Origin of the sequence: Geobacter sp. FeAm09, from assembly GCF_008330225.1 — a bacterium.
Taxonomy (GTDB): domain Bacteria; phylum Desulfobacterota; class Desulfuromonadia; order Geobacterales; family Pseudopelobacteraceae; genus Oryzomonas.
Map to the genome: position 1 here is coordinate 3,645,961 of NZ_CP042466.1, position 23,854 is coordinate 3,669,814.

Annotated in this window: 19 protein-coding genes and 2 pseudogenes; 1 reads left to right on the forward strand and 20 read right to left on the reverse strand. The window is 59.9% G+C overall.

The annotated features are described in order from the left end of the window. Nucleotides 1-4: 4 nt before the first annotated feature. The 8 genes and pseudogenes from FO488_RS17195 to FO488_RS17230 all read right to left on the reverse strand — a co-directional run bounded on the left by FO488_RS17195 (nt 5) and on the right by FO488_RS17230 (nt 10,376). Complete coding sequence (locus tag FO488_RS17195) at nt 5-181, reverse strand: cell division protein ZapB (RefSeq protein ID WP_149211680.1); 177 nt, start codon at nt 179-181, stop codon at nt 5-7. A 118-nt stretch (nt 182-299) separates the two neighbouring features. Continuing rightward, nucleotides 300-1,351 (reverse strand): annotated as a pseudogene (gene ftsY, locus FO488_RS17200) (signal recognition particle-docking protein FtsY). After that, on the reverse strand, nt 1,351-1,707 hold the full coding sequence (locus tag FO488_RS17205) for a hypothetical protein (RefSeq protein WP_149211681.1): 357 nt from the start codon (nt 1,705-1,707) through the stop codon (nt 1,351-1,353). Before FO488_RS17205 ends, ftsY begins: the two are co-directional and overlap by 1 nt. A gap of 122 nt (nt 1,708-1,829) precedes the next feature. Then, entirely contained in the window at nt 1,830-5,360 is a 3,531-nt protein-coding gene (gene smc, locus FO488_RS17210) for a chromosome segregation protein SMC (RefSeq protein ID WP_149211682.1), read from the reverse strand. A 177-nt stretch (nt 5,361-5,537) separates the two neighbouring features. Then, nucleotides 5,538-6,209 carry a transposase gene (locus tag FO488_RS17215; RefSeq protein WP_149211683.1) on the reverse strand — a complete coding sequence of 224 codons (672 nt, stop codon included), beginning with the start codon at nt 6,207-6,209 and terminating at the stop codon, nt 5,538-5,540. Between the two features lie 265 nt (nt 6,210-6,474). Next, nucleotides 6,475-7,356, reverse strand: coding sequence for a hypothetical protein (locus tag FO488_RS17220; protein WP_149211684.1), 882 nt, complete (start codon nt 7,354-7,356; stop codon nt 6,475-6,477). Nucleotides 7,357-7,447: 91 nt separating this feature from the next. Further along, the gene (locus tag FO488_RS17225) at nt 7,448-8,569 is read right to left on the reverse strand and encodes a hypothetical protein (RefSeq protein ID WP_149211685.1); all 1,122 of its coding nucleotides are present in this window, start codon (nt 8,567-8,569) and stop codon (nt 7,448-7,450) included. A gap of 334 nt (nt 8,570-8,903) precedes the next feature. Continuing rightward, nucleotides 8,904-10,376 carry a hypothetical protein gene (locus FO488_RS17230; RefSeq protein WP_149211686.1) on the reverse strand — a complete coding sequence of 491 codons (1,473 nt, stop codon included), beginning with the start codon at nt 10,374-10,376 and terminating at the stop codon, nt 8,904-8,906. A 1,012-nt stretch (nt 10,377-11,388) separates the two neighbouring features. Here FO488_RS17230 and FO488_RS19540 point away from each other — a divergent pair. Further along, the gene (locus tag FO488_RS19540; RefSeq protein WP_168206082.1) at nt 11,389-11,559 is read left to right on the forward strand and encodes a hypothetical protein; all 171 of its coding nucleotides are present in this window, start codon (nt 11,389-11,391) and stop codon (nt 11,557-11,559) included. A 12-nt stretch (nt 11,560-11,571) separates the two neighbouring features. Here FO488_RS19540 and FO488_RS17235 read toward each other — a convergent pair whose 3' ends face one another. From FO488_RS17235 to FO488_RS17290, 12 genes and pseudogenes are all read right to left on the reverse strand, one after another. Next, a complete protein-coding gene (locus tag FO488_RS17235; protein ID WP_168206083.1) occupies nt 11,572-12,735 on the reverse strand; it encodes a PilZ-like domain-containing protein in 1,164 nt (387 codons plus the stop codon). Between the two features lie 23 nt (nt 12,736-12,758). Continuing rightward, nucleotides 12,759-13,220, reverse strand: a complete 462-nt coding sequence (locus tag FO488_RS17240) for a hypothetical protein (RefSeq protein ID WP_149211688.1) — start codon at nt 13,218-13,220, stop codon at nt 12,759-12,761. Nucleotides 13,221-13,251: 31 nt separating this feature from the next. Further along, nucleotides 13,252-15,138: an ATP-binding cassette domain-containing protein gene (locus tag FO488_RS17245; protein WP_149211689.1), complete on the reverse strand. Its 1,887-nt coding sequence runs from the start codon at nt 15,136-15,138 to the stop codon at nt 13,252-13,254. 100 nt (nt 15,139-15,238) lie between these two features. Beyond that, a complete protein-coding gene (locus FO488_RS17250) occupies nt 15,239-15,469 on the reverse strand; it encodes a DUF1653 domain-containing protein (RefSeq protein ID WP_149211690.1) in 231 nt (76 codons plus the stop codon). After that, a complete protein-coding gene (locus FO488_RS17255; protein ID WP_370514289.1) occupies nt 15,466-16,560 on the reverse strand; it encodes a homocysteine S-methyltransferase family protein in 1,095 nt (364 codons plus the stop codon). Before FO488_RS17255 ends, FO488_RS17250 begins: the two co-directional genes overlap by 4 nt. Next, nucleotides 16,505-17,560: pseudogene (locus FO488_RS17260) on the reverse strand (type IV pilus twitching motility protein PilT); the annotation flags it as partial. The pseudogene FO488_RS17260 and the gene FO488_RS17255, both read right to left, overlap by 56 nt. Before the next feature lie 278 nt (nt 17,561-17,838). Further along, complete coding sequence (locus FO488_RS17265; RefSeq protein ID WP_149211692.1) at nt 17,839-18,639, reverse strand: hypothetical protein; 801 nt, start codon at nt 18,637-18,639, stop codon at nt 17,839-17,841. 37 nt (nt 18,640-18,676) lie between these two features. Beyond that, nucleotides 18,677-19,489, reverse strand: a complete 813-nt coding sequence (locus FO488_RS17270; RefSeq protein WP_149211693.1) for a hypothetical protein — start codon at nt 19,487-19,489, stop codon at nt 18,677-18,679. A gap of 61 nt (nt 19,490-19,550) precedes the next feature. Then, nucleotides 19,551-20,921 (reverse strand): replicative DNA helicase, encoded by a 1,371-nt coding sequence (dnaB, locus tag FO488_RS17275; RefSeq protein WP_149211694.1) that lies wholly within the window; start codon nt 20,919-20,921, stop codon nt 19,551-19,553. Between the two features lie 233 nt (nt 20,922-21,154). Continuing rightward, nucleotides 21,155-21,580, reverse strand: coding sequence for a chemotaxis protein CheW (locus FO488_RS17280; protein ID WP_149211695.1), 426 nt, complete (start codon nt 21,578-21,580; stop codon nt 21,155-21,157). Next, a complete protein-coding gene (locus FO488_RS17285) occupies nt 21,577-22,857 on the reverse strand; it encodes a methyl-accepting chemotaxis protein (protein ID WP_149211696.1) in 1,281 nt (426 codons plus the stop codon). Before FO488_RS17285 ends, FO488_RS17280 begins: the two co-directional genes overlap by 4 nt. A 24-nt stretch (nt 22,858-22,881) precedes the next feature. Next, nucleotides 22,882-23,784, reverse strand: a complete 903-nt coding sequence (locus tag FO488_RS17290; RefSeq protein ID WP_149211697.1) for a protein-glutamate O-methyltransferase CheR — start codon at nt 23,782-23,784, stop codon at nt 22,882-22,884. Nucleotides 23,785-23,854 lie beyond the last annotated feature (70 nt).

Genomic DNA, 23,854 nt, shown 5'->3' on the forward strand with positions numbered 1-23,854 from the left:
GAATTCAAATCCCTTCGAGCTTGCCGAGAATGGCATCGACGCGCGACTTGAGGCCTTCGCGCTCCGCCAGGAGGCGCCCGTTTTCTTCAGCCAGCCGGGCGTTGTCGGCCTTCAGGCCCGAATACTTGTCAAGCAGGTCGTCGACCTTTTTCTCCAGCGCAGCAAACAGTTCCTGATCCATGGTGCAAGCTCCCTTTCGCGACACATCACTATACCCGGAGGGTACGGTGAAGTCAAGCCCTAATTGCGTGAAATCTCGGGCTTCTCCGGCCCTTCGGCGTTGTTTGGCGGCAGCTCTGTCAGGCCTGGAAGAGGGCATCCGTGAACTCCTGCGGATTAAAGTCGCGCAGGTCGTCGATCGCCTCCCCAACACCAATATAGCGGACCGGCAAGCCAAATTCATGGCTGACCGCCACCACGATCCCCCCTTGGCCGTGCCGTCCAGCTTGGTCAGGGCGATGCCGGTAACCCCGGCCGCCTCCTTGAAAAGCCGCGCCTGGGAGATGGCGTTCTGCCCGGTGGCCGCATCCACCACCAGGAGCGTCTCATGGGGGGCGCCGGGGATCTCGCGGCTGATGACGCGGTGGATCTTCTTCATCTCCTCCATCAGGTTGACCTTGGTGTGCAGCCGGCCGGCCGTATCGACGATCAGGATATCCACCTGCCGGGCCACGGCGGCCTTGCAGGCGTCGAAAACCACGGCGGACGGATCGGCCCCCTCCTTGTGGCGGACCACATCCACGCCGGAGCGCGCCCCCCACGCTTCGAGCTGTTCGGCAGCCGCGGCGCGGAAGGTGTCGGCGGCCGCCAGGAGCACCCGCTTGCCGTCGCCCGTGAAGCGCGAGGCCAGCTTGCCGATGGTGGTGGTCTTGCCGACCCCGTTCACGCCGATCACCAGCAGGACAAAGGGGTGCCGGGCCCCGGTGTCGAGCACGCTGTGGTGGGCATTCAGACGCGCCAGGATGTCCGCCTTGAGGGCAGCGCGCAGCGCCTCGCCGTCCTTCAGCTCATTGCGCCCCAGGCGCTGCTCCAGGGAGCGGATCAGTTCTACCGTGGTCTTGACGCCGATGTCCGAGGTGATCAGGATCTCTTCCAACTCCTCCAGGGTGTCGGCATCGATCTCCTTTTTCCCCAGCACCAGGGCGTCGATGCGCCCCACCAACCCATCCTTGGTCTTTTTCAGGCCGCTCTTGAGGCGCGAGAAAAAACCGGGGGCATTGTCCGGGCGCTCCGGCGCCCCGCCCGGCGGGACCGGCGGCGACGGCTCCACGCCATCGGCCTGCGGTTGCCCGGCCCCGGCAATCTTGTCCACCAACCCCCGGAAAAAGCCCTTCTTCTCCTGCTGCTCCATCAGATCTCCTTCTTGAGCCGCGTCACGGCAGTGCGAAAATGATGCAGCGCCACGGCCACCGGGCAGGCGCGCCCCACATCCATCACCAGGGAATAATCGTCGTCGATGCAGCCGATGATCAGGTGCCGTTCGCTGCCGGTCACCACCACATCCTCGATGGCCCCCACCTGCGCACTCGCCTGCATCTCCTTCAGCCGGGCCAGGATGATCCCCTTGTGGGCGCCGATAAAGCGCATCTCGTAGGGGTCGCAGAGACACCACTCCTGCACCGCCTCCCCCTCCCAGTCCACCAGGATGGCCCCCACCGCCCGGGGGGTCTCCTCCACCAGCGTCTTCAGAATACGTTGAAACGGCATTGGCATATCCTCATGACAAAATGCAATCACCCGCACGGGCATAAAAAACGAATGGCATGCCGTCCTGACGGACCGGGACCGCGGCCCTGGCCCCGGCTTCCTTCACCCCGGCACCGGCGGCCTCAGTGCAGCCTGACCGAGACGATCCGCGACGCCCCCGGTTCCTCCATGGTGATGCCGTAGAGGGTGTCGGCGACCTGCATGGTGGCCTTGTTGTGGGTGATGATGATGAACTGGGAAACAGCGCTCATCTCCCGCACCATGTCGTTGAAACGGCCGATATTGGCGTCGTCCAGGGGCGCATCCACCTCGTCCAGCAGGCAGAACGGCGTCGGCTTGATCAGGAAGATGGAAAAGATCAGCGCCACCGCCGTCAACGCCTTCTCCCCCCCCGAGAGGAGGGTCACGTTCTGGAGCTTCTTGCCCGGCGGCTGCACGATGATGTCGATGCCGGTCTCCAGCAGGTCCTCCTCGTTGGTCAGGCGCAACTCCGCCCGCCCACCGCAGAACAGGCGCGGAAAGACCTCCTGGAACGTGGCGTTGACCTGGTTGTAGGTCTCCAGAAAGCGCTGCCGGGTGGTGCGGTTGATGCGCTGGATGGCCTGCTGGAGGCTGCGCAGCGACTCTTCCAGGTCGTTTTTCTGGGACGACAGGAAATTGAAGCGCTCCTCCATGCCGGCGCACTCCTCGATGGCCAGGAGATTCACCTCGCCCATGTCGTCCAGGAGGCGCTGCAACTCCACCTGGCGCGCCCGGCGGGCCGCCTCGTCGAATTCCACCCCCGCCAGCCGCTCCAGGACCTCGGCCATGCTGGTACGGTTATTTTCTTGCACGGAACGTTCCAAGTGTTCCGCCTGCATGGTCAACGTGGAAAAACGCAGGTTCAGTTCCGCCTGAAGCTGGCGGACCGCGTCGCTCTCCTCCCGGGCCTTCTTGGTCCGGGATTCGGCCTCGGCCAGGGCCGCGGCGGCCTCCTCGCTGGCCGAGCGCACGCCGGCCAGCAGGCTCTCCGCTTCGGCCTGGCGGCGGACGAGCCCCTCCAGGCGCTCCGCCTCCGTGGCGATGGCGCTCTCCAGGCGCAGCCGTTCGCCGCCGCCCGCCTCCAGTTCCAGCCGATCGGCGGTCAGGCGCCGGGTGAGTTCCTCCACCTGGCGTTCCAGGTCGGCGATGTCCCGCAGATGGGCCTCATGCTGTTCCTTGAGGGTGGCCGTCTGCACCCGGATGGCGGTGACCCGCTCCCGGGCACCGGCCAGGTCCTTCCGGCGGGCCTCCAGATCTTCCTTCAGGCGTCCCACCTCCTGCTCAAGCTCCCGGGAGACGTCGTCGGTCTCCCCCAGGCGCTCCCGGGACTGCTTCAGTTCGGCCTCCAACCCTTCCCGTTCCTCGTCCAGGGTTGCGGTCTCCAGGGCCTGCAGGGCCAGGCGCTCCTCGATCCGGGCGATCTCGTCGGCCGTCTGCTGGCGGTCCTTGGCCAGGCCGGTCCGTTTCAACTCGGCCTGGTGCACCTGGCTCCCGGTGACCTTCAGCTCCTCCGCCACCTCCAGGGAACGGTGCCGCAATGCGTCACGCTCCCCGGCCAGGGCAGCGGTCTCCCGTTCCAGGCCGGCCACCGCCTCCTCCAACTCCTTGATCTCGCGCTTTTTATGGATGATCCCCTTCTGCACCTGTTCGGCGGAACCGCCGGTCACGATCCCCCCCAATGCCGCCATATCACCATCAGGGGTGACAAAAATGAGCTCGGGATGCTGCCGGGCCAGCCGGATGGCGTCGGCAATCCCGTCCACCAGCAGGACCTTGGCCAGCATGAAGCGGATCAGGCCGCCGAACGGCCCGCTGGCCACGACCCGGTCGGCCAGCGCCGCGGCGCCCGGCACCGCGGGGGTGCTCCCCGGTCCCAGTTCCAGGGGGAGGGCGATGCCGGCCCGGCCGCCGTTGTTCCCCTTGAGGAACTGCAGGGCCGCCAGGGCGTCGCCATCATCCGCACAGAGGATGCACTGGAGCCGGTCCGCCAGGACCGCCTCCACGGCCGCCTCGAGCTCGGGCGGGGCCTCGACGGCATCGGCCACCACCCCGCTGAAACGGGAGCGGAGCCCCTCCTCCTTCATGAGCTTGCGCACCCCCTGGCCGTAGCCGGCAAACTGGCTCTCCAGCTCCCGCAGGGAGTGGAGGCGGGACGAACTGCGATTCAATTCGTCCCGCCGGGACTGCCAGCGCTTTTCCACCTCGGGCAGGCGCTGCCGCACCTCGGCCTCCTGCCCGCGCAGGGCGTTCAACGCCACCTGGAGCTGCTCCTGCTCCACCTGCGCCTCGGCCACCTGGGCATCCAGCGTGCCGGCACGCTGGCCGGCCAGTTCCCGGCGCTCCCGGAGTTGCAACTCTTCCCGGCGGTGCCGTTCGAACCGTTCCGCCAAGCCGGCCAGACGCTTCTGGGCCGTTTCGTAGCGGAATTTGTGCTGGGACGACTCGGCCAGGGCCGCGAACAGCTCCTTGCGCCGCGCCTCCTGCCGGCGGTTCAGTTCCTCCTCGGCCTGCTGGTGCCCGGCCAGCGCCTCCTCGGCCCGTTGCAGCTCCGCCTGCATGGCGGCGGCATCGCTGGTGGAGCCGTCCCGGCGCAATTGCAGCAACCCCCGGCGCTCGGAGCATTCGGCCAGGCGCTTCTCCCGCTCGCCCGCCTCGCCGCCGAGACGCTCCAGCCGCCCCTCCAGGGCGGCCAACTCCTTGCGCTGGAACATCACGCCGTTCTCGGCGGCGCTGAACTCGCTCCTGACCCGGAAGATGTCCTCCTGGGTCACGGCCAGGCGTTTCTCCGCCTCAACCAGCCGGAGCCGTCCCTCCTCCACCTGGGATTCCCCCAGGGCCGCCCCGGCGAACGCCGTGCGGATTCGTTCGTTGAGCGCCGCCAACTCGCGCTCGGCCTCGCCGCGCCGGACCTGGGTGTCGCGGTATTCGCGCCCTACGAAGAGCAGTTCGATCTCCCGCAGTTCGTCCCGGTACGTGCGGAAATTCTCCGCCTTTTTCGCCTGGCGCTGCAACGAGGCCAACTGCCGCCGGATCTCCCCCAGCACGTCGTTCAGGCGGGAGAGGTTCTGGCGGGTCCCCTCGATCTTCTTCAGGGCCAGATTCTTGCGCGACTTGAACTTGGTGACCCCGGCCGCCTCCTCGATCAGAAAGCGGCGTTCCTCCGGCCGGGAATGGAGGATCATGCCGATCTTCCCCTGCTCGATGATCGAATAGGCGCGGGTGCCGACGCCGGTATCCATGAACAGTTCGGTGATGTCCAGCAGGCGGCAGGGGGTCTTGTTGATCAGGTACTCGCTCTCGCCGTCGCGATAGAGACGGCGGGTAAGCTGGATCTCGGCATAATCCAGGTATTTGGCCGGCGCCCGGCCGTCCTCGGTGGAGAAGACCAGGGACACCTCGGCCACCCCCAACTGCTTGCGGGTCTCGCTGCCGGCAAAGATCACGTCCTCCATGGCCTTGCCGCGCAGGTTCTTGGCCGACTGTTCGCCCATGCACCAGCGGATGGCGTCCACGATATTGGACTTGCCGCAGCCGTTGGGGCCGACCACGCCGGTCACCGCCTGCTGGAAGTCCAGCGCCACCTTGTCGGCGAAGGACTTGAAGCCGGATATTTCGAGCCGTTTGATTTTCATGGGGGTGGTTACTGTATCAGAGGGGATGAAACTCTGTCCAGCGGGATGTTTCAGAGACGCTCCGGGGAGTTACTCCCGCCGCATCCAGGGGCCCCCGAAACCTCTGAGTCCTTTTTCGAACAGGTCCTGGATCTGGTTTTTGGGGTGGCCGGAGAACAATAAGGGGACAGGCACCAATTACTCTTTCCTTTTACGCCCCTTCGGCCACCCTCTTCGCCTTAATGTGGATTCTAGTCCCAATCTTACGCAAATCTCATTTATCCAGTTTTCATGTCCGAAAGATGCCTGCCGATTGACGCTGTTTCTTACCTTCTCAATTTCTGTGTCGGTGAGTGGCGTGTCCACGAATGTAGACCAATCCTCGGGTAAGGGGAACGGCAGACGATCAGGCTGCAACTCTTTAGAGTCAGTATTACGCACTTGGTGCGATGACCACGCCCATTGTGCAGCCGTCGGAGATAACATTGCCCTTACAGGGTTTCCTTCTATGTATCGGGCTATCGTCAAGAGGTGCTCATTACCTTGGACGATAAAACTCTTGTATCTGCCTTGCCACAGATGACCGCTGGTTCCGTAATGTTTGTGATAACGGCGAACATGGGTCGTCATGACCCACTGCATCCATTTATTTAACTGAGTTGCCTCTTCCGGTTGAACGAGCAGGTGAAAATGATTTGGCATCAAACACCAGGCTAGAACCTTGACGCTGTATTTCTGGCGAGCTCCTAGTAACACATCAAGGAAGGCACTATAGTCCCCTTCCTTGTGAAAGACCTGCTGCCTGCCGTTTCCACGATTGATCACGTGATAGTAGCAGTTATTAGCTAATGCTCTGGCTGATCTTGGCATCTATCCTTTTCCAATAGCACAATTTGGTGCCTGTCCCCTTATTGCTCTCCAGCGAATAAATTTCTTGTACATGAGATGAGACGTTTGTGGTCTCCATTCTCAAAATCTTCGAGTCCTAAGGCAATAGAATCAATTGCATTATTTAAAATGCTCATAAATTTATCCTTGATTCCTCTTCAACGTGGTCGAGGCGCACCGGCGAAGCGTAGCGGAGACCGAGTGCCGCCGAGTGGTTGGGCATCATTTGATTCAAGTTGAGCAATCTCTACTTCTTATTGACAGGAAACAGTTTCCCGCCGATGGCAGTATTATGAGTAACATGGTATACAAAACGTTTTGCGCCCTCGTGGGCTCCGTGACTATCTTCCCAGTTGTCACCCCAGTTCTCTACGGTTTTTAGAGGATCATCGTAATCGGCTGGATATTCCAGGAAGTCGTAAATCGCTATGACTGATTTTGCTGCAAGTGGCACAATGTTTGATTGAGGCGTGGTTTGGTCAATTGAGATTCCGTAGACATTTGTTGTTTGTGACACTTCCTTAGCTACATCGTCCAACGGCCTTACAACGTCCCAATTCTGTACTCCGTAGAAGAATTGAGGTGGTAATGGGTTTCGGTTATGAGTCTTGGGATCGTAAATTGATAGCGCCAAATAAAGTTTATGGCGGATTTTCTCCTCTGTTAGTCGATATGCCACTTGATATTCTTTAACCGTTATGGATTCCCCAAGATTTCTAGCTCGGAGAAGGTCTCTCGCAGCTCTTATCCAAGTTACTCTGTCATTGTTTTGATCTTTTAGCATGTCATAAACTTCTTCGAGCCCCAACTTAGCTTGTTCGAAAAAGAACAACGACCTTTTATCAGTATCTTCTGCATCCTGTCTTGACTTCTGGTTATTAAACTGTTCGTAAGTTATAGAAATTGTCCAAAGAACACCAAGGAATGTCAGAAATGCTAGAATTGGATTCGTCGTACCACCAAGGAAATCGCCGAATTGGCCCCATATTTCTTGATCTTCAAATATTGCTGTTCCAAAAGTTTTCACATAAAAACCAATGGCAGCAACGACGATAACAAATCCTATGAAAGCTAACGCGTATAATTTACTCCTGTAATGCCACTTCTCAATCTTACCCCACAGCGACATCCTGATTCCTTTCTTGATTTTAAATTTCCTGCACAACGGGCATGGCTTTGACCTGCCGGGTTTTCGGGCAGGTCGTAAGCCTTGTTGAGCACTATGCCGTATTGGGACGTAGTGCTAATTCTCTTTCCTTGGCAACAAATGCCAGCGCATCAGCTGTCACACTAGCTCCAACTTGCTTAATTTCATTTATGCAATCTTCTACAGGCTTTATGTCCTTTTTCGCCTTTACAGATAGACAGATAAGGGCGTGACCTGGGAAAACCATCCATCTTCTTAAAAGCTGGATCATTCTATCAGCAGAATAACCATCCTTCTTATTTACAAGCACATTCCCGGTTGCAAGAATGAATCTAAATCCTTGCAATGCGGCTTCATATGCAGGCTCAGGGAGATAGGCAATACGACTTGCAATCCAAATAAATGGTTCAAGGCGTTTATCCTCACCATCTGGCACGACGCGCTCACCGCCAATGTTTATCCATCTAACCTCTGGCGGTGCCGGCAGTGTCAGATTTTGTATATGTAGAAGCATCGCGGCAGATAATGCCAAATCTTTAAGGGCCTCACCGATAAGCTTGCTGTATGTTTTCTCTTTTGGGTCTATAAGTCTGCGGCCAAGGCGACAAAGAACCTGACCTAACGGGTAAAACATGGGAGAGGGGCCAGACGCCGATGGGTCAAAATCTGGAAAAGATGAATCTCCCTTTATAGCTATTTCTCTGGCTTCATGAATCGCGCCCAAAAAAAGGCTGAAATCGGTGCTCGCGAAATACGTTAAGACATCTTCAGCTGCGGAAATTACAGATGCAGTTTGAACTGAATCAGAGATGCCAGTTCGCTGCCTACCACTTGTTTCACACTCGCCACCTAGCCGCAGGAGTGCGAGGAAAGCCTGTCGAGCTGCAAAAAAATCACCCTCTTCAATAGCAGCAATTTTTGCAAGGTTCTTTAGCTTTATCCCATTTGGACGGTTATGCTTCTCCAAGTTAGCTAGTTCGCGATCGTAGGCCTCAAAAATACTCCCAACAAGGTAACCAGACGAGTTGTATTGAACTTTATTTTCGCATGAAGAGCCATTTGTGGAGGGGAATGCTATTTGTAGATCTTGTTTTTGCACAACCCCAAGGAGATTGTCTCTGTAATGTTTGACTTCGTATGCAGTAATGTTTTTAGTTTGGCTTGTTCTTGAATCGTATTGGTTATGGTGTTCCAAGCACAGCCAAACTAGATTCTGCTTCTTGTTGTTTGCACGATTACCGTCAATGTGTGCTATTTGACCATTCTTAACGTTGGTATTCCCTTCAAGAAAAACGCACAAGCAGCACCTTCGCCTGCATTCAACAAGGACTTGTGTCTCTACCTGCGGCTCTATTTTCTTTCGCTGTTGATTCGCCATCATTTCTCCATACTTAGCTTCTGCTCAACGGGCTTGGCTTTGACCTGCCGGGTTTGCGGGCAGGTCCTAAGCCTTGTTAGAACCATATATCGCCTAAATGTTTTGTAAAACAGAGTGTTGCCCCTTTTTATTTTCTCCAAATTTAAGGCAATCAGCCATGAATATACTTTGACAACTTTTTTTGCTCCGTCTGTAGATCTTTCATTCCGAACCCGTATATGGCAAGGTACTCTGGACTGACCTTGGATTTCGCAAGATTCCAATTCAAAATCCTCATTAACACTCTTTCCAGAGTATACTTCAAATGCTCTCTTGCTATGATGAGTGTTCCAAATACATCATGATCAAGCGGGTCTCCATGAATGAGTTTGTTCCGAATATCAACGAGACCAACTGCATCGTTCTCTCCAAATACAGGCCATAAATCTGTGAGATAAATCGTGTACTTCTTACAGAAACTCTCGAATGCTTCCCTCAATGATACTCGATTCAATTCACCGAGTTTGTTGCAGATAGACTCCTGTTGGGCTACCGTCAGTTCTGGTTTTGTTGATTGTTTAATGCATTTTTTCAGATAGTTACGTAAATGCTTAAACTGGCCTGGAGATAAAACTAATTCAGCACCCTCTCTTCTCCTGAAATCGAGAATCAGTGTTTCAAGCCCTGCAAACATTGAAAGATATGAGGTCTCTAAAGAGTGTAGATCAGATGGGATCGCAGAGTGCAGAGCATTGCGAAGAGCCAATTTGTTTTCGTAATCTTGAAAGACTGGATAACAGCATTTCATGAAACTTTTGAAGTCTCGAATGTCCACAACCACGTCGTTTGAATTAACTTCCTTGTGAACATCTGGAAACGAGTAGTTTCCCCGATATAACTTGGTAATCGAATACTTATCGTGTGCAGTCCAACCTAAACATGCCGTTAGTCTCCGTGAAGCAACTGAAACAAGAAGTAGGAAATCATCGATATCTTCGAGAAGTTCATTCTTGATAGTGACCAACTCAACTGCTGGCATGTCTGTTTCGAAACGCGCAACAAGATGGGACCACTGTATCAGATCATTGTTTTTAAGTGTTTTTGATTTAAAATGCTTATCGAACTTGAGAACGGTTCCACCTTTAATGGTGAATTCGCATTTTTCTATTCGTTTTTGCGTTATTGCCCCAGTGTAGGATGATGTCTGACTTATGAACGGAGTAATAAAGGAATTCGGACTGACCCAGAATTCTACATGTGTTCTATCGGGCTTATCATGGTTCTTTAAGTGGTCGATTATGTGCAGATTTTGCGGTTCTCCAAGTATAGTGGATTCAGATATGTCGCTTCCCCAATACTTGGTTGAGTTTTCTGAGAAATAGACCTCAGGGGCCATCATAGTGGTCTGTATTTCTTTATCAATGCCTATGATGTCGGCTTTGAATGTTCCATTAAACAGACCGGTCATCCTAGCGGCATCAGTCCTACTTGGTTTGAAAAGCAGATATGGTTTCTCATGGATCCTTTCAGGAAAATATACCTTACATGCTACGTTTTTGATTTCTTTAGCATTTTTTATTATCGTAGCATAGACGAGACAATTCTCCTCTCGTCCGATAAGTTCTGCTTTTTTACCTTGTCCCATTGTATATCCTTAAAGTTTTTAACTCTATGATCACCAGTTATAATATTTATACATGTATAAACTGTTTATAAATGTATAAACTTTTAGTTTATATATCTATAAACTTCATTCAATCGATACCATTAAAAAAGTTTCTATATCTATAAACTTGCCTCCCCCATTTCGGTAACACGGGGGCCTGCGAAAGGGGGGAAGGCTTGAGATCCCTCAACCTCCCATTATTTTTGGCCGCCGCCAGTCGCCAACTTGCATGCTGGCCTGACTAACCCCATTACTGCTAATGCAGCAATGGGCCACTATTTCCACAGATAAAAACGAGCCCAAGCACGGTACAACTCAAGCCAGTCCTTGTTATAGCGGCGCTCGGCAACTTCCACGCCGTACTTGCCCGCGCACTTGTCATACTTGGATTGATGAAACTCAATGCTCTCGCGGAATGTCCAAACAGTACGGTAATCATAAATATCATATGAGCAATAAATCTGACGGTAGAAACCACCATCCGGAATATCAGTCCACTTCCATCGAGTACTCCGTCTAATTTTACGGTTTGCCGTCTGCTTGGCAGACTTGTTCCGTCTTTTTCCATCCTTGTTACAGGGGTACCTCTTGCGACTTCTCGACATAATTTGCCTCCCAGGGGAGGGCCTCAAGTGCCCTCACTAGGAAGACATCCGAAAACAAAAACATGCTGGTCTCCGTTCCTTATAAATACGACGGTAATATGATAACATAGGATGCGCAGTCTAGGGAGCGTTTATGCTATGTTTGACACATATGTGCTCCCCCATGCACTAGACCGTATTCCCGATATGGAAAATGGGCGATGCCCGATTGGCAAGGAAAACTCTTGGAGAGAGAGCCGGAATGTGGAGGAGGAGTAATTGGGTTCCGTCGGCGGTGGACGCTCCAGCGAAGGCGGCTGTAGCGCAAATTAGCACTTCCCTGGCAGATTGAGCGACGTTACCGAGAGACCTGAATACTTACAAGCTGCGAATACGAGGACAAATTAGTGAAAAAGAAACGCAATCTTTTTGAGGAATTAGTGAAGAGGATTGAGGAAATCAAGGAATTCGAAGCCGGCAAAATCACACTCAAGGCCACAATAGTTGAGCCTAAAACTAAGCAGGGTGGCTACTGTATCAGAGGGGATGAAACTCTGTCCAGCGGGATGTTTCAGTGACGCTCCGGGGAGTTACTCCCGCCGCATCCAGTGCCCCCCAAAACCTTTGAGCCCATTTTCGAACAGGTCCTGGATCTGGTTTTTGGGGTGGCCGGCCGCGTATCCGGAAAAATAGAGCCAGAGCAGGCCGGCAATGGCGAGCAGAAGCAGGCCGAGAGCACAATGCTGCATCATTTTCCGCCTGGTGGTCCGCTCGGGGGCGTCGCCGGCGTCAACCCCGCCGGTATAGGCGTAATGCTTGTCCGGTATGCGGGTATCGACGTTCAGGGGCTCCACGTCGGCAAAACCCTTGAATTGGCGTATCCGTTGTATCTGCACGCCGCTCACGTGCCGGTTGATGGCAAAACGGGTGCGCTCGTCGATGAACACGAACTGCATGCCGGTGTTGCAGCAGTTCCGCTCGCCGCCCACGACGGCGTTGCGATTGGAGAAGACCACCCGCGCCACAATGTCCACGATGGAGCGCGACGACGGCACGAAAATCTCCAGCAGCAGGAGTTCGTCCGGGGTAAATTCCCGGTCGGTCAGGACCTTCAGGCCGCCGGCGCTGATATTGATCGCGACCGAGGTGACGGAGCCCCAGGACTCGTAATAGGCATTATCTTCCGGCTCCTCCCGGCGCTCGAACGGGACGAAGGGCCCGGCGGCCCCGTCGAAAACGGCATCATCCAGCAGCCGCTCCCTAGCCCGCTCCTCGGCCCGGACCCTTTCGCGCCGGGCCTCCCACCGCCTCAGTTCCCGGACGCGCTCTTCCTCCCGGCGCTCCTTCTGCCGTTCCTCCCACTGTTTCTTCACCGTGGCGGGGTCCTGGTCGTGCAGCGGATGGAATTTAATGGGAAGAAAGGCGTCGATCCGGTAGAACTCCCGCAGCTCGTCGGAGACGATCTCGCCGGTGAGGCGCAGCAGCAGGTCCTGCTCGTACCCCTTGCTGACGATGAAGGCGCGGCAGGAGCAGGCCTGCCCGTCGCTTTCGCTGCGGATGGTGAGCAGTTGCCCGACGCGCAGGCTGACCCCCTCCGGCAGCATGTCGCGGGAGAGTTGCAGGGAAACCAGGTCCTCGTCCATTTCATTGACGATGGCCCAGTCGCGGAACACCCGGGCGTTCGGCAGGGGGATGCCGACCTCGACCTTCATGCCGACGACATAGCGGCTGGGATACTGTCCGGCAGCGTTCATAGGCATCGGGTCCCGCCCCCCGGTCAGGGTGCCGCCCCATCCCCCAGGGCCACCGGCAGTTCATACCCGGTCAACCGGTAGAGGCTGTGCCAGGTCGTGGCGCAGCGGCCGCAGGCGTGCCACTGGATCAGTTCCCCCTTGGCCGAGGTGATGTGGCCCGGGTTGATGTCCCGGGAGCCGCACTTGGGGCAGCGCTCGCCATGCTGTTTGACGAACACCTCCTGGGGCACGAATTCCGGCTTGATGGTCCCCTGGATGGCCTTGTAGACCGTGGAGGTGGTTGCCACGCCGGAGATGCAGGCGTCGGCTTCCGCGGCACTGGCATCGGCGATCAGGATTTCGGGCGGCGTGCTGTCCCGGTATACCAGGCTGCAGGTGTACCCCCGCGAGGTGCGTTCGATCTTCAGGCCAAAGGCCGTGTCCTTGAGCGGCCCCAGGTTCAGTTCGCTACAGCGGGCCTTGAGTTGTTTTTCCGTGACTTTCATCGTTTCCTCATCGTTCAGGATTTCGTGCGTTCTAGCAGATGGCTTCCAGCTCTTCCCAGCGGGCGTAGGCTGCGGTCAACTCCCGTTCCAGCTCCTCAAGCCGGGTATTGATGGCGGCCACCTCGGCACCGGCCGACTTGTAGAAGCCGGGATCGGCCAGGGTGGCGTGCAGCCGCCCCTGCTCCTCCTCAAGGGCGGCGATGCGGTCCGGCAGGGCGGCCAACTCCCGCTCCTCCTTGAAGGAGAGCTTGCGGGGGCGTTCCTTCGGGGGACGCCCCTTTTCCTGGGCCGGTTTGGGCACAGCCGGGGCCGCGGGTGCCTCGGCGGCGGCCTGGCGCAGCCAGTCGTCGTAGCCCCCCACGTATTCCCGGACCGTGCCGTCGCCGGTGAGCACCAGCGTACTCCCCACCACGTTGTTGAGAAATTCCCGGTCGTGGCTCACCAGCAGCAGGGTCCCGGAGTACTCGAGCAGCAGATCTTCCAGCAGGTCCAGGGTCTCGGCGTCCAGGTCGTTGGTCGGCTCGTCCATCACCAGCACGTTGGAGGGCCTGGTGAACAGCTTGGCCAACAGCAGCCGGTTGCGTTCGCCGCCGGAGAGGATCGAGACCGGGCTGCGCGCCCGTTCGGGGGAGAACAGAAAGTCCTGGAGGTAGCCGATGATGTGGCGGCTTTTGCCGTTGATCACCAGGGTGTCGTTTCCCTCCCCCACGTTCTCCTGCACGCTTTTGTCCGGGTCGAGCTGTTCCCGCATCTGGTCGAAATAGACGATCTCCAGGCGGCTGCCCGCCTTGACCGCACCCCGGTCCGGCGTCAGTTCCCCCAGCAGCAGGCGCAGCAGGGTGGTCTTGCCCGAACCGTTGGGGCCGATGATCCCCACCCGGTCCCCACGCATGATGGTGGTGGTCAGGTCGGCGATGATGGGGCGGCCGCCATAGGCAAAGGAGACGTGCTCCACCTCCGCCACCAGGCGGCCGGAACGCTCCGCCTCCTGGAGCTGGATCTTGGCCGTGCCCTGGCGTTCCCGGCGCTGGCGGTACTCCTCCCGCAGGCTCTTCAGGGCCCGCACCCGCCCCTCGTTTCGGGTCCGGCGGGCCTTGATCCCCTGCCTGATCCAGGCTTCTTCCTGGGCCAGTTTCTTATCGAACAGGGCCTGGCGGGTGACCTCGGCCAGAAGCAGCGCCTCCCGACGCTCCACGAACTCGTCGTAGCCGCAGTTGAAGGCATAGATGCGCCCCCGGTCCAACTCCGCCACCCGGTTGGCCAGGCGCCGGGCAAAGGCCCGGTCGTGGGTCACGAAGACCAGGGTCTTGACCTGGCGCAGCAGGAACTCCTCCAGCCAGAGGATGGTGTCGATGTCCAGGTGGTTGGTCGGCTCGTCCAGAAGCAGGATGTCCGGCGCCGCGATGAGCGCCCGTGCCAGCAGCACCCGGCGTTTGGTACCGCCGGAAAGGGCGGAGAAAGCGGCCTCGGCGTCCAGTTGCAGCCGGTTCAGCACCCGCTCCACCTCCTGATGCAGACTCCAGCCGCCGCTCTCCTCCAGCTTGTGCTGCAACTCCTCCAGTTCGGCCAGGAGCGCCTCGCCCCCCTCCTGGGAGAGGCGATGGGCGACCCGGTGGTAGGCGGCCAGCAGTTCGGCCGTATTGCCCATGCCCGAGGCCACCACGTCGAAGACCGTACCGTCGGTCCCCTGGGGCACATCCTGGGAGACCAGGGCGACCCTGAGCCCCTGCTGGCGCTGGATCTCGCCCCCCTCCAGGGGAAGTTCGCCGCCGATCAGCTTGAGCAGCGTCGATTTGCCGGTGCCGTTGCGTCCCAGCAGGCAGAGCCGGTCCCCCGGCTCGATCTGGAGGTTGATGCCGTCGAAGAGCGGTGGCCCGCCGAAGGCCAGGGTTATGTCGCGAAGGGTGATGAGTGCCACGGATACCTCATGGGGTGGTTCAGGATAATAATTCGGCCACGGCATCCAGCCGTTGGCTATCGTCTGTATGTGGTGTCGGGGAAATTTGCACGTCCAACTTTCACATTTCCCCTATCCATTCGAATCTCGGCACCTGCCGCCCCTCCACCGAAACCTTCTCCAGGAACATGGTCAGGGGCCGGACCCACAGGGAGCGGTCGCCGTACAACTGGCGGTAGACCACCATCTCCTCCTCGGTCTCGCTGTGGCGGGCGCTGGCGATCACCTGGTACTCGTTCCCCTTGTAGTGCCGGTAGCGGCCGGGACGCAGCGTTGTTGCAACCGCGGTCATGCGCCCCTCCCCGATGATGGCAGGCGGGCGGCGAGGCGCCGCGCCAGGGAATCGATGTGCCGCCCGTCCGTGCCGCAGCACCCACCCAGCACCTTCATGCCCAGATCCCCGTGCAGGGCGGCCACCGCCGCGCCGAAGATCTCCGGCGCCTCCTCCACCAGCTCGGTGCTGTTGTCCAGCTCTTCCGGGCTCAGGGCGGCGGTGTTGGCCAAAAGACCGATCACCCGCTCCCTCACCAGCGGCGACGAGGTGCGTTCATGGGTGACGGCGCGGCGGAAGACCGAGGCGTGGGTGCAGTTGATCAGGTAGGCCAGGGGCGGCGGCGCGGCCTGGCTGTCGATGGCCGCGATCGCCTCCTTGAGCGGCGTGCCGTCCAGCAGGGTCCCTTCCGGGCGGGCCACGAAGCTGACCAGATAGGGGAGCCCGGTGGCCGCCTGGGCCTGGGCCAAACCGACGGCCTCGCTCAGGGCCGGCAGGGTGGCGGCCAGCAGCAGATCGACCCCGGCAGCGGCCAGGGCCTCGGCCTGCCAGGCGTGGAAGGCGCGCGCCTCGGGGGCGCTCAGGGCCTCTTCCGGCCGGTAGGCATCACCCTTGCAGCTCATCAGGCCGCCGATGATCACGCTCTTGCCGTAATCCCCCTGTTCCCGGCGCAGGGCGTCCAGAAAACGAAAGTTGTCGCCGTTCAGGTCGCGCCCGGCCAGCCCGGCGACGGCGATGCGCTCGCGGCCGGCACGCCAGGTGGGGGTGGAGAGCAGCAGCGGCAGGCCGTAGCTGCGGCCGATTCCCAGATACTGGCGGCAGATCCCCGCCAGGGCTGCCCGCCCGTGGTCGTCGTAGATCAGTGCCGAGTTGACCACCTGCTCGTCCAACCGGATGCCGGGCATGCGCCGCAGGCGTTCGATGACCGCCCCTTCGGCCAGCATGACCGGGGATGCTGCCAAAAGCTCCTGAAAGGTGCACTCTTGCTCCATGCTCTCCCCTCCCGGCGCGGAGCCTTCCCTCAATGCCCCGGCATGGCCGGTGCCCCCCCTGTTGGGCAGGGAGGTACTGTTCGAACTGCTTCTTGTCGATGGAGCAGCGATAGGCCTCATCCGGGTTGATCTGCTTGGTCTTGAGCAGGTCCAGCAGGTGCTGGTCCATGAGCTGCATGCCGTCCTTTTTGGCGGTCTGGATGATGGACGGGATCTGAAAGGTTTTCCCCTCCCGGATCAGGTTGCCGATGGCCGGGGTGCCGATCATGATCTCCAGGGCCGCAGTGCGCCCCTTGCCGTCGGCGGTTTTGAGCAATTGCTGGCAGACCACTCCCTTGAGGGATTCGGACAGCATGGCGCGCACCTGCTCCTGCTGGTCCGTGGGGAAGACGTCGATAATGCGGTCGATGGTCTTGGCCGCGGTATTGGTATGCAGGGTGCCGAACACCAGGTGGCCGGTCTCCGCGGCGCTCATGGCCAGGGAGATGGTGGTCAGGTCGCGCATCTCCCCCACCAGGATGATGTCCGGGTCCTCGCGCAGGGCCGCGCGCAGGGCCGAGGCGAAGCTCTCCGTATGTTCCCCGATCTGGCGCTGGTTCAACAGCGACAGCTTGTTCTCGTGGATGAACTCCAGCGGGTCTTCCAGGGTCAGGATGTGCTCCTTGCGGGTGGAGTTGATCAGGTCGATCATGGCCGCCAGGGTGGTGGATTTGCCGGAGCCGGTCGGCCCGGTCACCAGCACCAGCCCCTTCTTGAAGTTGGTCATGCGCCGCACCCCCTCCGGCAGGTGGAGGTCGTCGGCCGAGAGGATCTTGCTGGGGATGATGCGGAACACGCCGGCGATGCCCCGGTGCTGCATGAAGATATTGCCGCGGAACCGGGCCAGGTCAGGCACGGCGTAGGCGAAATCCAGGTCCTTGGTGGCCTCGAACTGGGCGCGCTGCTTTTCGTCCAGGATCTCGAACAGGACCTCCCGGAGCTCCTCATCCGACAGGCTCTTGAAGTTGAGCCGCACCATCTCGCCGTGCAGGCGGAAAATAGGCGGATTCCCGGTGGAAAGGTGCAGGTCGGACGCCCCCTGCTCCCTCATCATCCTGAAAAGCGCATCGATCTTTGCCATGTTGGGATACCTCCACTCTTCCCACGGAGACAACGTCTTGGTTTGGAATCGGTATTACCAAGCTGTTGAAAAATTCAGGTTGTTCAAAAATAGTCAGATCGTCGCACCCGCGAGACAAGCCCTGCGGAGGCCCTCACCCGGCCTTTGGCCACCCTCTCCCAGAGGGAGAGGGTAACGGTATCCCTTCTCCCTTTGGGAGAAGGATAGGATGAGGGGCGCTACGCCGCACAAGAGGGCCTTCGAGGACGAAGGCCTGATGGCTGTTTTTCAACAACCTCTTAGAGTACTACCGAGGCGATATACTCTTCCGGCGACACCTGCCCCTCCTGCAAAAGCCGCAGCCCCTCCTGGTCGCTGCCGTGATAATCCGCCAGGCGCAGGTAGTTGTCCAGGGCCGCCACATCCGGCGACTGCTCGAAAACCCGAACGAATTCCTTGTCGAAAACCAGCGCGTCCACCAGGAAGCGCCGCGCGCTGAACCCGCTATGGCCACACTCGTCGCAGCCGCTGGTACGGTAAAAACCTGCCGGGGGCTCGGCCAGACGCATGGCGGCCTGTTCCTCCTGGGGCGGGGTATAGTGGGTCCGGCACGCGGGGCAGAGGATCTGGATTCCCCTGAAGGAAACCAGGCCGTTGACGACCCCCGGCGGGAAGGGGGTTTTCTGCTGGTAGAGCAGGAGGTGCCGCAGGACATTGCGGGTGCCGCGGATCTCCAGGCCGGCCAGCACCAGTTTGCCGCGCATGGCGGCGCGGCAGGCGGCGGCGAAGGGCATCCCCTCGGTGGCATCCTCCACCACCAGCACGTCCGGGTCATGGTCCAGGGCGTCCATGATCAGCCGGGCCCGGTCCGCCTCGGCACGGGGCAGGGGGATGCGCGGAAAGCGCTTGTTCATCCGGCCCGGCCCCTCCCCCAGGATGATGACGTTCTTTCCGGCGGTATCCGCCTCCTCCAGCATGAGATCCATGAAGCGGCACCGCTCCCGGCTGTTGCGCGAGGCGAAAAAGGTAATGCCCTGTCGTGCCTGGGCCAGCAGGTTGAAGGCGGCCTCCTGGGCTGCCGGCAGGTGCAGTTCGGCCACCCGCGGGGGACGTCGGCCCTGACATGGGTGCGCAGGGTCACGTAGTCGCCCCCCACCCCCTGCATGACCGCCACCTGAAAGGCCATGGGGCGGGCTTGGTAGGTAAAGGGGAGCAGGCCGGTGGCGCTGCGCTCGGCCAGGGGGCCGATAGCGGCGTTCCGGCGCAGCCGGAGGATAACGTCGGGGTAGTAGTTGGGCGCCAGGGTGCCGATGGGGCGGGTGATCCCCCCCGCTTCCCGGTGATGGCCACCTCGTCGCCCAGGGGTTGCAGGGAGAGGGACGAGAGGCGGTTCTGGACGATGAACACCAGCAGGTAGTTGAGCAGCGTGTCGCCGCCGACATCGCCGTTGATGGCCTCGAGGGCCTTGCCGGAAAAGGCGGCGGAGCTGAAGCCCAGGCGTTCCTGGCCCGCCGGGCCGTACCACGCGTCGATCATCTGGCGGATCTCCCGGATCAGCGCCACGGACAGGTTGACCCGCAGGCCGGTGCGGGCCTCCACCGCTTCGACCGCCGCCCGGTTGAGCGGATCGGCGACGGCGACGCTCAGTTCGCCGCCGGCGCAGATCAGGGGGATGAGGTTGTAGGCCCGGGCCACCTCCGCCGGCACGAGGGCAACGGCCTCCGGGTCGATCATCTCCTTTTTCAGGCGGATGTAGGGAAGGTCCAACTGATTGGAGAGCGCCCAGTCGATGTCCTCCTGGGTGACGACCCCCAGGTGGACCAGCGCCTCGCCGAAGCGGGTGCCGGAACGTTTCTGCTCTTCCAGGGCGCTGATGATATCCGACTCGCTGATGATCCGTGAAGACGAGAGGATATGGCCCAGGGACCCTTTTTTCACCAACTCTGTCATGCTGCCCTCCTGGAGTCGCAACGCACGTCTGCCGTCTCGAAAGGGATACCGGGAAACGGCATCACGCGTCGGGGCGGTCGCTTTTGTTCTCAAACCGGGTATGCTCGCCGAGGAATACCAGTTCCACCGTGCCGATGGCGCCGTTACGCTGCTTGCCGATGATGACTTCGGCGTTCCGGTCGTGGTTCTGGGTGCAGGAGCCGTCCCGCTTGCGGCAGTGTTCACAGTAGACCGACTCGCGGTAGACGAACATGATGACGTCGGCGTCCTGCTCGATGGCCCCCGACTCGCGCAGGTCGCTCATCATGGGGCGCTTGTCGCCGCGGCTCTCCAGGCTGCGGTTGAGCTGGGAGAGGGCCACCACCGGCACGTTCAGTTCCTTGGCCAGGGCCTTGAGCGAACGGGAGATGTCCGAGATCTCCTGCTGGCGCGATTCCACGTTGGGGCTGCCCCGCATGAGCTGCAGGTAGTCAACGATGATCAGGCCGATGTCGTGCTCGCGCTTCAGGCGCCGCGCCTTGGAGCGCAGCTCCAGCACGCTGATGGCCGGGGTGTCGTCGATGAAGATCTTGGAGTCGTACAGGATGCTGGCGGCCCGCTGCAGCCGGGGCCAATCCGAATCCTGGAAATGGCCGGTGCGCATCTTGCCGGAATCGACCCGGGCGATGGAGGCGAAGAAGCGCATCACCAGCTGTTCCTTGCCCATCTCCAGGGAGAAGATCACCGAAGGGGTCTTTTTCTTGGCTTCGGCGCTGGCATACTGGGCGATATTGAGCGCCAGGGTGGTCTTGCCCATGGAGGGGCGGGCGGCGACGATGATCAGGTCGCCCGGCTGGAAGCCGGCGGTCATGTTGTCCAGGTCCGTGTAGCCGGTGGGAACGCCGGTGACGTGTTCCTTGCGGTCGTGCAGGGTCTGGAGGATCTTGAAGGTATCCTTGATGATCTCCTGCACCGGCACGTACTGGGGCCTGAGCTTGTTCTCGGAGATCTCGTACAGGTCTTTCTGGGCCATGTCCAGAAGTTCGTTGACGTCCGTTTGCCCGTCGTAGCCGCGGGTGGCGATCTCGGTAGCCACGGAGATCAGCTTGCGGTTGACGGACTTTTCCTTCACCAGCTTGCAGTAATAGCTGACATTGGCCGCCGTGGGGACATAGTCCACCAAGGTCGCCAGGTAGGCCGCCCCTCCCACCTCCTCCAGCTCCCCCTCTTTCCTGAGCATGTCGGTCATGGTGATCAGGTCGCACGGCTCACGCAGGTCCGAGAGGCGTATCATGGCCTTGAATATCTTGCGGTGGCTTTCGCGGTAGAAGTCGTCCGCCCCGATGACCTCCAGCGCGCGGTTGACGGCGTCGTTGTCGATCAGGATCGCGCCCAGGATGGACATCTCCGCTTCCAGGCTCTGGGGGGGGAGTTTGCGTGAATCGTCTGTCATACTCATACCTTTAAGTAGGTTGTTGAAAAACAGCCATCAGGCCTTCGTCCTCGAAGGTCCTTTTGTGCGGCGTAGCGCCCCTCATCCTATCCTTCTCCCAAAGGGAGAAGGGATACCGTTACCCTCTCCCTCTGGGAGAGGGTGGCCAAAGGCCGGGTGAGGGCCTCCGCGGGACCTTCTGCGGGTGCGACGATCTGACTATTTTTGAACAACCTGAGTTTTTCAACAGCCTGTTAAAGATTTATGGTTTCCGCAGCCCGCTGCGCAATGGCGGCCACATCGAGCAGGACGCATTCGCCTTCGGGCAGATGGAGCAGGGCGCTGGCGCAGGGTTCGTCCGGCGCTTCGCCCAGGGTGGCCTGTTCCGGCGGCGCAATCCTGATGACCCGCTCCACCAGGAAAGCCAGCGAGGCGATGCGGGGAGCGGCCACGATCACCTTTTCCAGGTCGTGGCAACTGGGCAGTCCCAGGAAGGCGGCCAGATCCATGACCGCCACAATGGTGTCGTGGAAGTTCATGGCACCGGCATAACAGGGGGCCGCGCCGGGGATGGGCCAGGTGGGCGGCGGCTCGTCGACCTCGGCCACCTGCAGCAGGTTGACGGCGAACCGCCGCCCCTGCAGCGTGAACAGGAGGTATCCGTGGTGGTCCCGGGTCATGCCTGATCCGGTTCGCCGGGTTCGACCCTGAAGCGTTCCACCACCAGCAGCAGCCCTTCCGCCAGTTTCGCCAGTTCATTGGTGGCCAGCGCCATATCCTGCATGGCGGCCAACTGCTCTTCGGTGGCGGCCGAGACCTGTTCGGTGGCGGCGGCATTGTCGTCGGCCACCTTGGCGATCTCGTCCACCGCCCTGACCATCCTGCCCGAGCCGTCCATCTGCATCTGGGAAAGATCGGCGATGCTGTTGGCCCGCCGTTCGGTCTCCAGGACGGTGGTGAGGATCTCCTGAAAGGCCGTGGCGGTGACGTCGATGTTTTTCTTCCCCTCCCGGATGGTGCGGGAACTTTCCTGGATGATCTCGTGCACCCGCCGGCTTTCTTCCTTCAGGCTTTCGATCATCTCGTTGATATCCGCCGCCGATTGGGCCGACCCGTCGGCAAGCTTGCGCACCTCGTCCGCCACCACGGCGAAGCCTTTGCCGTACTCCCCCGCCCGGGCCGCCTCGATGGAGGCGTTCAGGGCCAAAAGGTTGGTCTGGCGGGCCACGTCGGCGATGAAATCGGCGATCCTGCCCACCTTCTGCAGCTTGGAACTGAACACGTCGAACTGCCGGCCGATCTGTTCCTGGCAGTCGAAAAAGTCTTTCATCCGTTCCAGGGAGTCGGTGGCCAGGGTGCCGCCGTGCTGGGCGGTAAGGCTCGTCTCCCGGGCCGCCTTGGCGGTTTCCTTGGCGCGCGAGGCGACCAGTTCGATGGAGACGGCCGTCTCGCGAATGGTCTTCGAGGTCTTTTCCACCATCTCGGCCTGGGTTTCGGCGCCGCGGGAGATCTGCTCGATGGCCTGGGCGACCTCTTCGGTGGAGGCGCTGATTTCCAGGGCGTTGGCGTTGATCTCCCGGGCGGAATTGCTGAGTTTGCCCGAGGCCTTTTTGATGTGCCCCACCAGGTCGCGCAGGTTCTGGAGCATCAAATTGATCAGGTCGGCCAGTTCATGGGTTTCGTCCGGCAGCCGGGTGGGAGGCATGTCCACCGCCCGGGTCAGGTCGCCCCGGCCGATGGATTCGGCCGATTCGGTCAGGCGGCTGATATTGGCCGTAAACCCCCTGGAAAAGAGCCACCCCAGGATGAGCCCCAGGGTCAGCGCCATGGCATATCCCAGGATGCCGGATATCTCGGGAGAATACCCGAGGAGGGCGACCAACCGGGGGCTGAAGGCCACCGCCGCCACGACCACGATGAATCCGAGGATAAATTTGTAACCTATGGGAATCCTCATAACGCCCCTCCGCCTCCGATCAATTCATGGCATCCGCCGATAGATCCGTTCGACGCGGCACACCGGCGCGAAACGGCCGCGCGAGGAGCCGGTCAGAACCTCGGATTTGCCCAGCACGAGTATACCGCCCGGCCTGAGAGCATCCGCGATCCCGTTGAGGATTCTCTCCTGTTCGGGACGCGCGAAATAGATCAGGGTGTTGCGGCAGAAAACCAGGTCGCTGGGCACGTACTCTTCCAGATTGCAGATATCGCCCCGCCGAAAGGTCACCATGTCCCGAATCTCGGGAATCAGGCGGAACAGCCGCCCGTTCCGGCGGAAATACCGTTCCCGCAGATCGACCGGCATTTCCTTGAACCGTCCCTCGTCATATTCGGCCGCCCGGGCGGCCTGGAGGGTTTTTTCGTCGATGTCGGTCGCCATGAGCGACACTCGCCCATGGCGGATCTCCCTGCCGAAAAACTCCCGCAGCATGATCGCCAGGCTGTACGGTTCCTCCCCGCCGGCGCAGCCGAGGCTCCAGAGGCGGAGCGGTTCGTCCGGCCCATCGGCCCGGGAAGCGAAAAACTCCGGGATGACCTCCCGGCGCAGTTTCTCGAACACGGAACGGTTGCGGAAAAACTGGCTGACATGGATGGTGAGCGATTTCTGGAGCAGGTCGAGTTCCTGGTCGCTCCGGCTCAGCAGGCCGCAATAGGCGGCGGCATCGCTGCTCCGCGTGGAACGGATCCTGATGGCCACCCGCCGCTTCATGCAGGTGTCCTTGTACACGGCCAGGCTGAATCCGCGCCGCCCCTGCAGGATCGCGCCGATCGCCGCAAGCTCCTCGTCGCTTATCTCCGGCAGCGCCGGAAAGATACTTACGCCAAAGGGCACCTTTTCTGCCGCCTCTCTGCCCGGGCCGCCCCCGGACGTATGCGGAAACATATCCAGCGCGTGCAAACCGGATGCCTGCTTGCCCCCTGCTCCGGGACATTTTCCCTGGTCCCATCTGTAC

Bases quoted from the DNA above. Each gene is read 5' to 3' on its own strand.
- FO488_RS17240 (WP_149211688.1), bottom strand. From the start codon at position 13,220: ATGAAAGTCACGGAAAAACAACTCAAGGCCCGCTGTAGCGAACTGAAC.
- FO488_RS17270 (WP_149211693.1), bottom strand. From the start codon at position 19,489: ATGACAGAGTTGGTGAAAAAAGGGTCCCTGGGCCATATCCTCTCGTCT.
- FO488_RS17230 (WP_149211686.1), bottom strand. From the start codon at position 10,376: ATGGGACAAGGTAAAAAAGCAGAACTTATCGGACGAGAGGAGAATTGT.
- FO488_RS17220 (WP_149211684.1), bottom strand. From the start codon at position 7,356: ATGTCGCTGTGGGGTAAGATTGAGAAGTGGCATTACAGGAGTAAATTA.
- smc (WP_149211682.1), bottom strand. From the start codon at position 5,360: ATGAAAATCAAACGGCTCGAAATATCCGGCTTCAAGTCCTTCGCCGAC.
- FO488_RS17255 (WP_370514289.1), bottom strand. From the start codon at position 16,560: ATGAGGCCTATCGCTGCTCCATCGACAAGAAGCAGTTCGAACAGTACC.
- dnaB (WP_149211694.1), bottom strand. From the start codon at position 20,921: ATGACAGACGATTCACGCAAACTCCCCCCCCAGAGCCTGGAAGCGGAG.
- FO488_RS17285 (WP_149211696.1), bottom strand. From the start codon at position 22,857: ATGAGGATTCCCATAGGTTACAAATTTATCCTCGGATTCATCGTGGTC.
- FO488_RS17280 (WP_149211695.1), bottom strand. From the start codon at position 21,580: ATGACCCGGGACCACCACGGATACCTCCTGTTCACGCTGCAGGGGCGG.
- FO488_RS17290 (WP_149211697.1), bottom strand. From the start codon at position 23,784: ATGTTTCCGCATACGTCCGGGGGCGGCCCGGGCAGAGAGGCGGCAGAA.
- FO488_RS17235 (WP_168206083.1), bottom strand. From the start codon at position 12,735: ATGAACGCTGCCGGACAGTATCCCAGCCGCTATGTCGTCGGCATGAAG.
- FO488_RS17215 (WP_149211683.1), bottom strand. From the start codon at position 6,209: ATGCCAAGATCAGCCAGAGCATTAGCTAATAACTGCTACTATCACGTG.
- FO488_RS17250 (WP_149211690.1), bottom strand. From the start codon at position 15,469: ATGACCGCGGTTGCAACAACGCTGCGTCCCGGCCGCTACCGGCACTAC.
- FO488_RS17205 (WP_149211681.1), bottom strand. From the start codon at position 1,707: ATGCCGTTTCAACGTATTCTGAAGACGCTGGTGGAGGAGACCCCCCGG.
- FO488_RS17195 (WP_149211680.1), bottom strand. From the start codon at position 181: ATGGATCAGGAACTGTTTGCTGCGCTGGAGAAAAAGGTCGACGACCTG.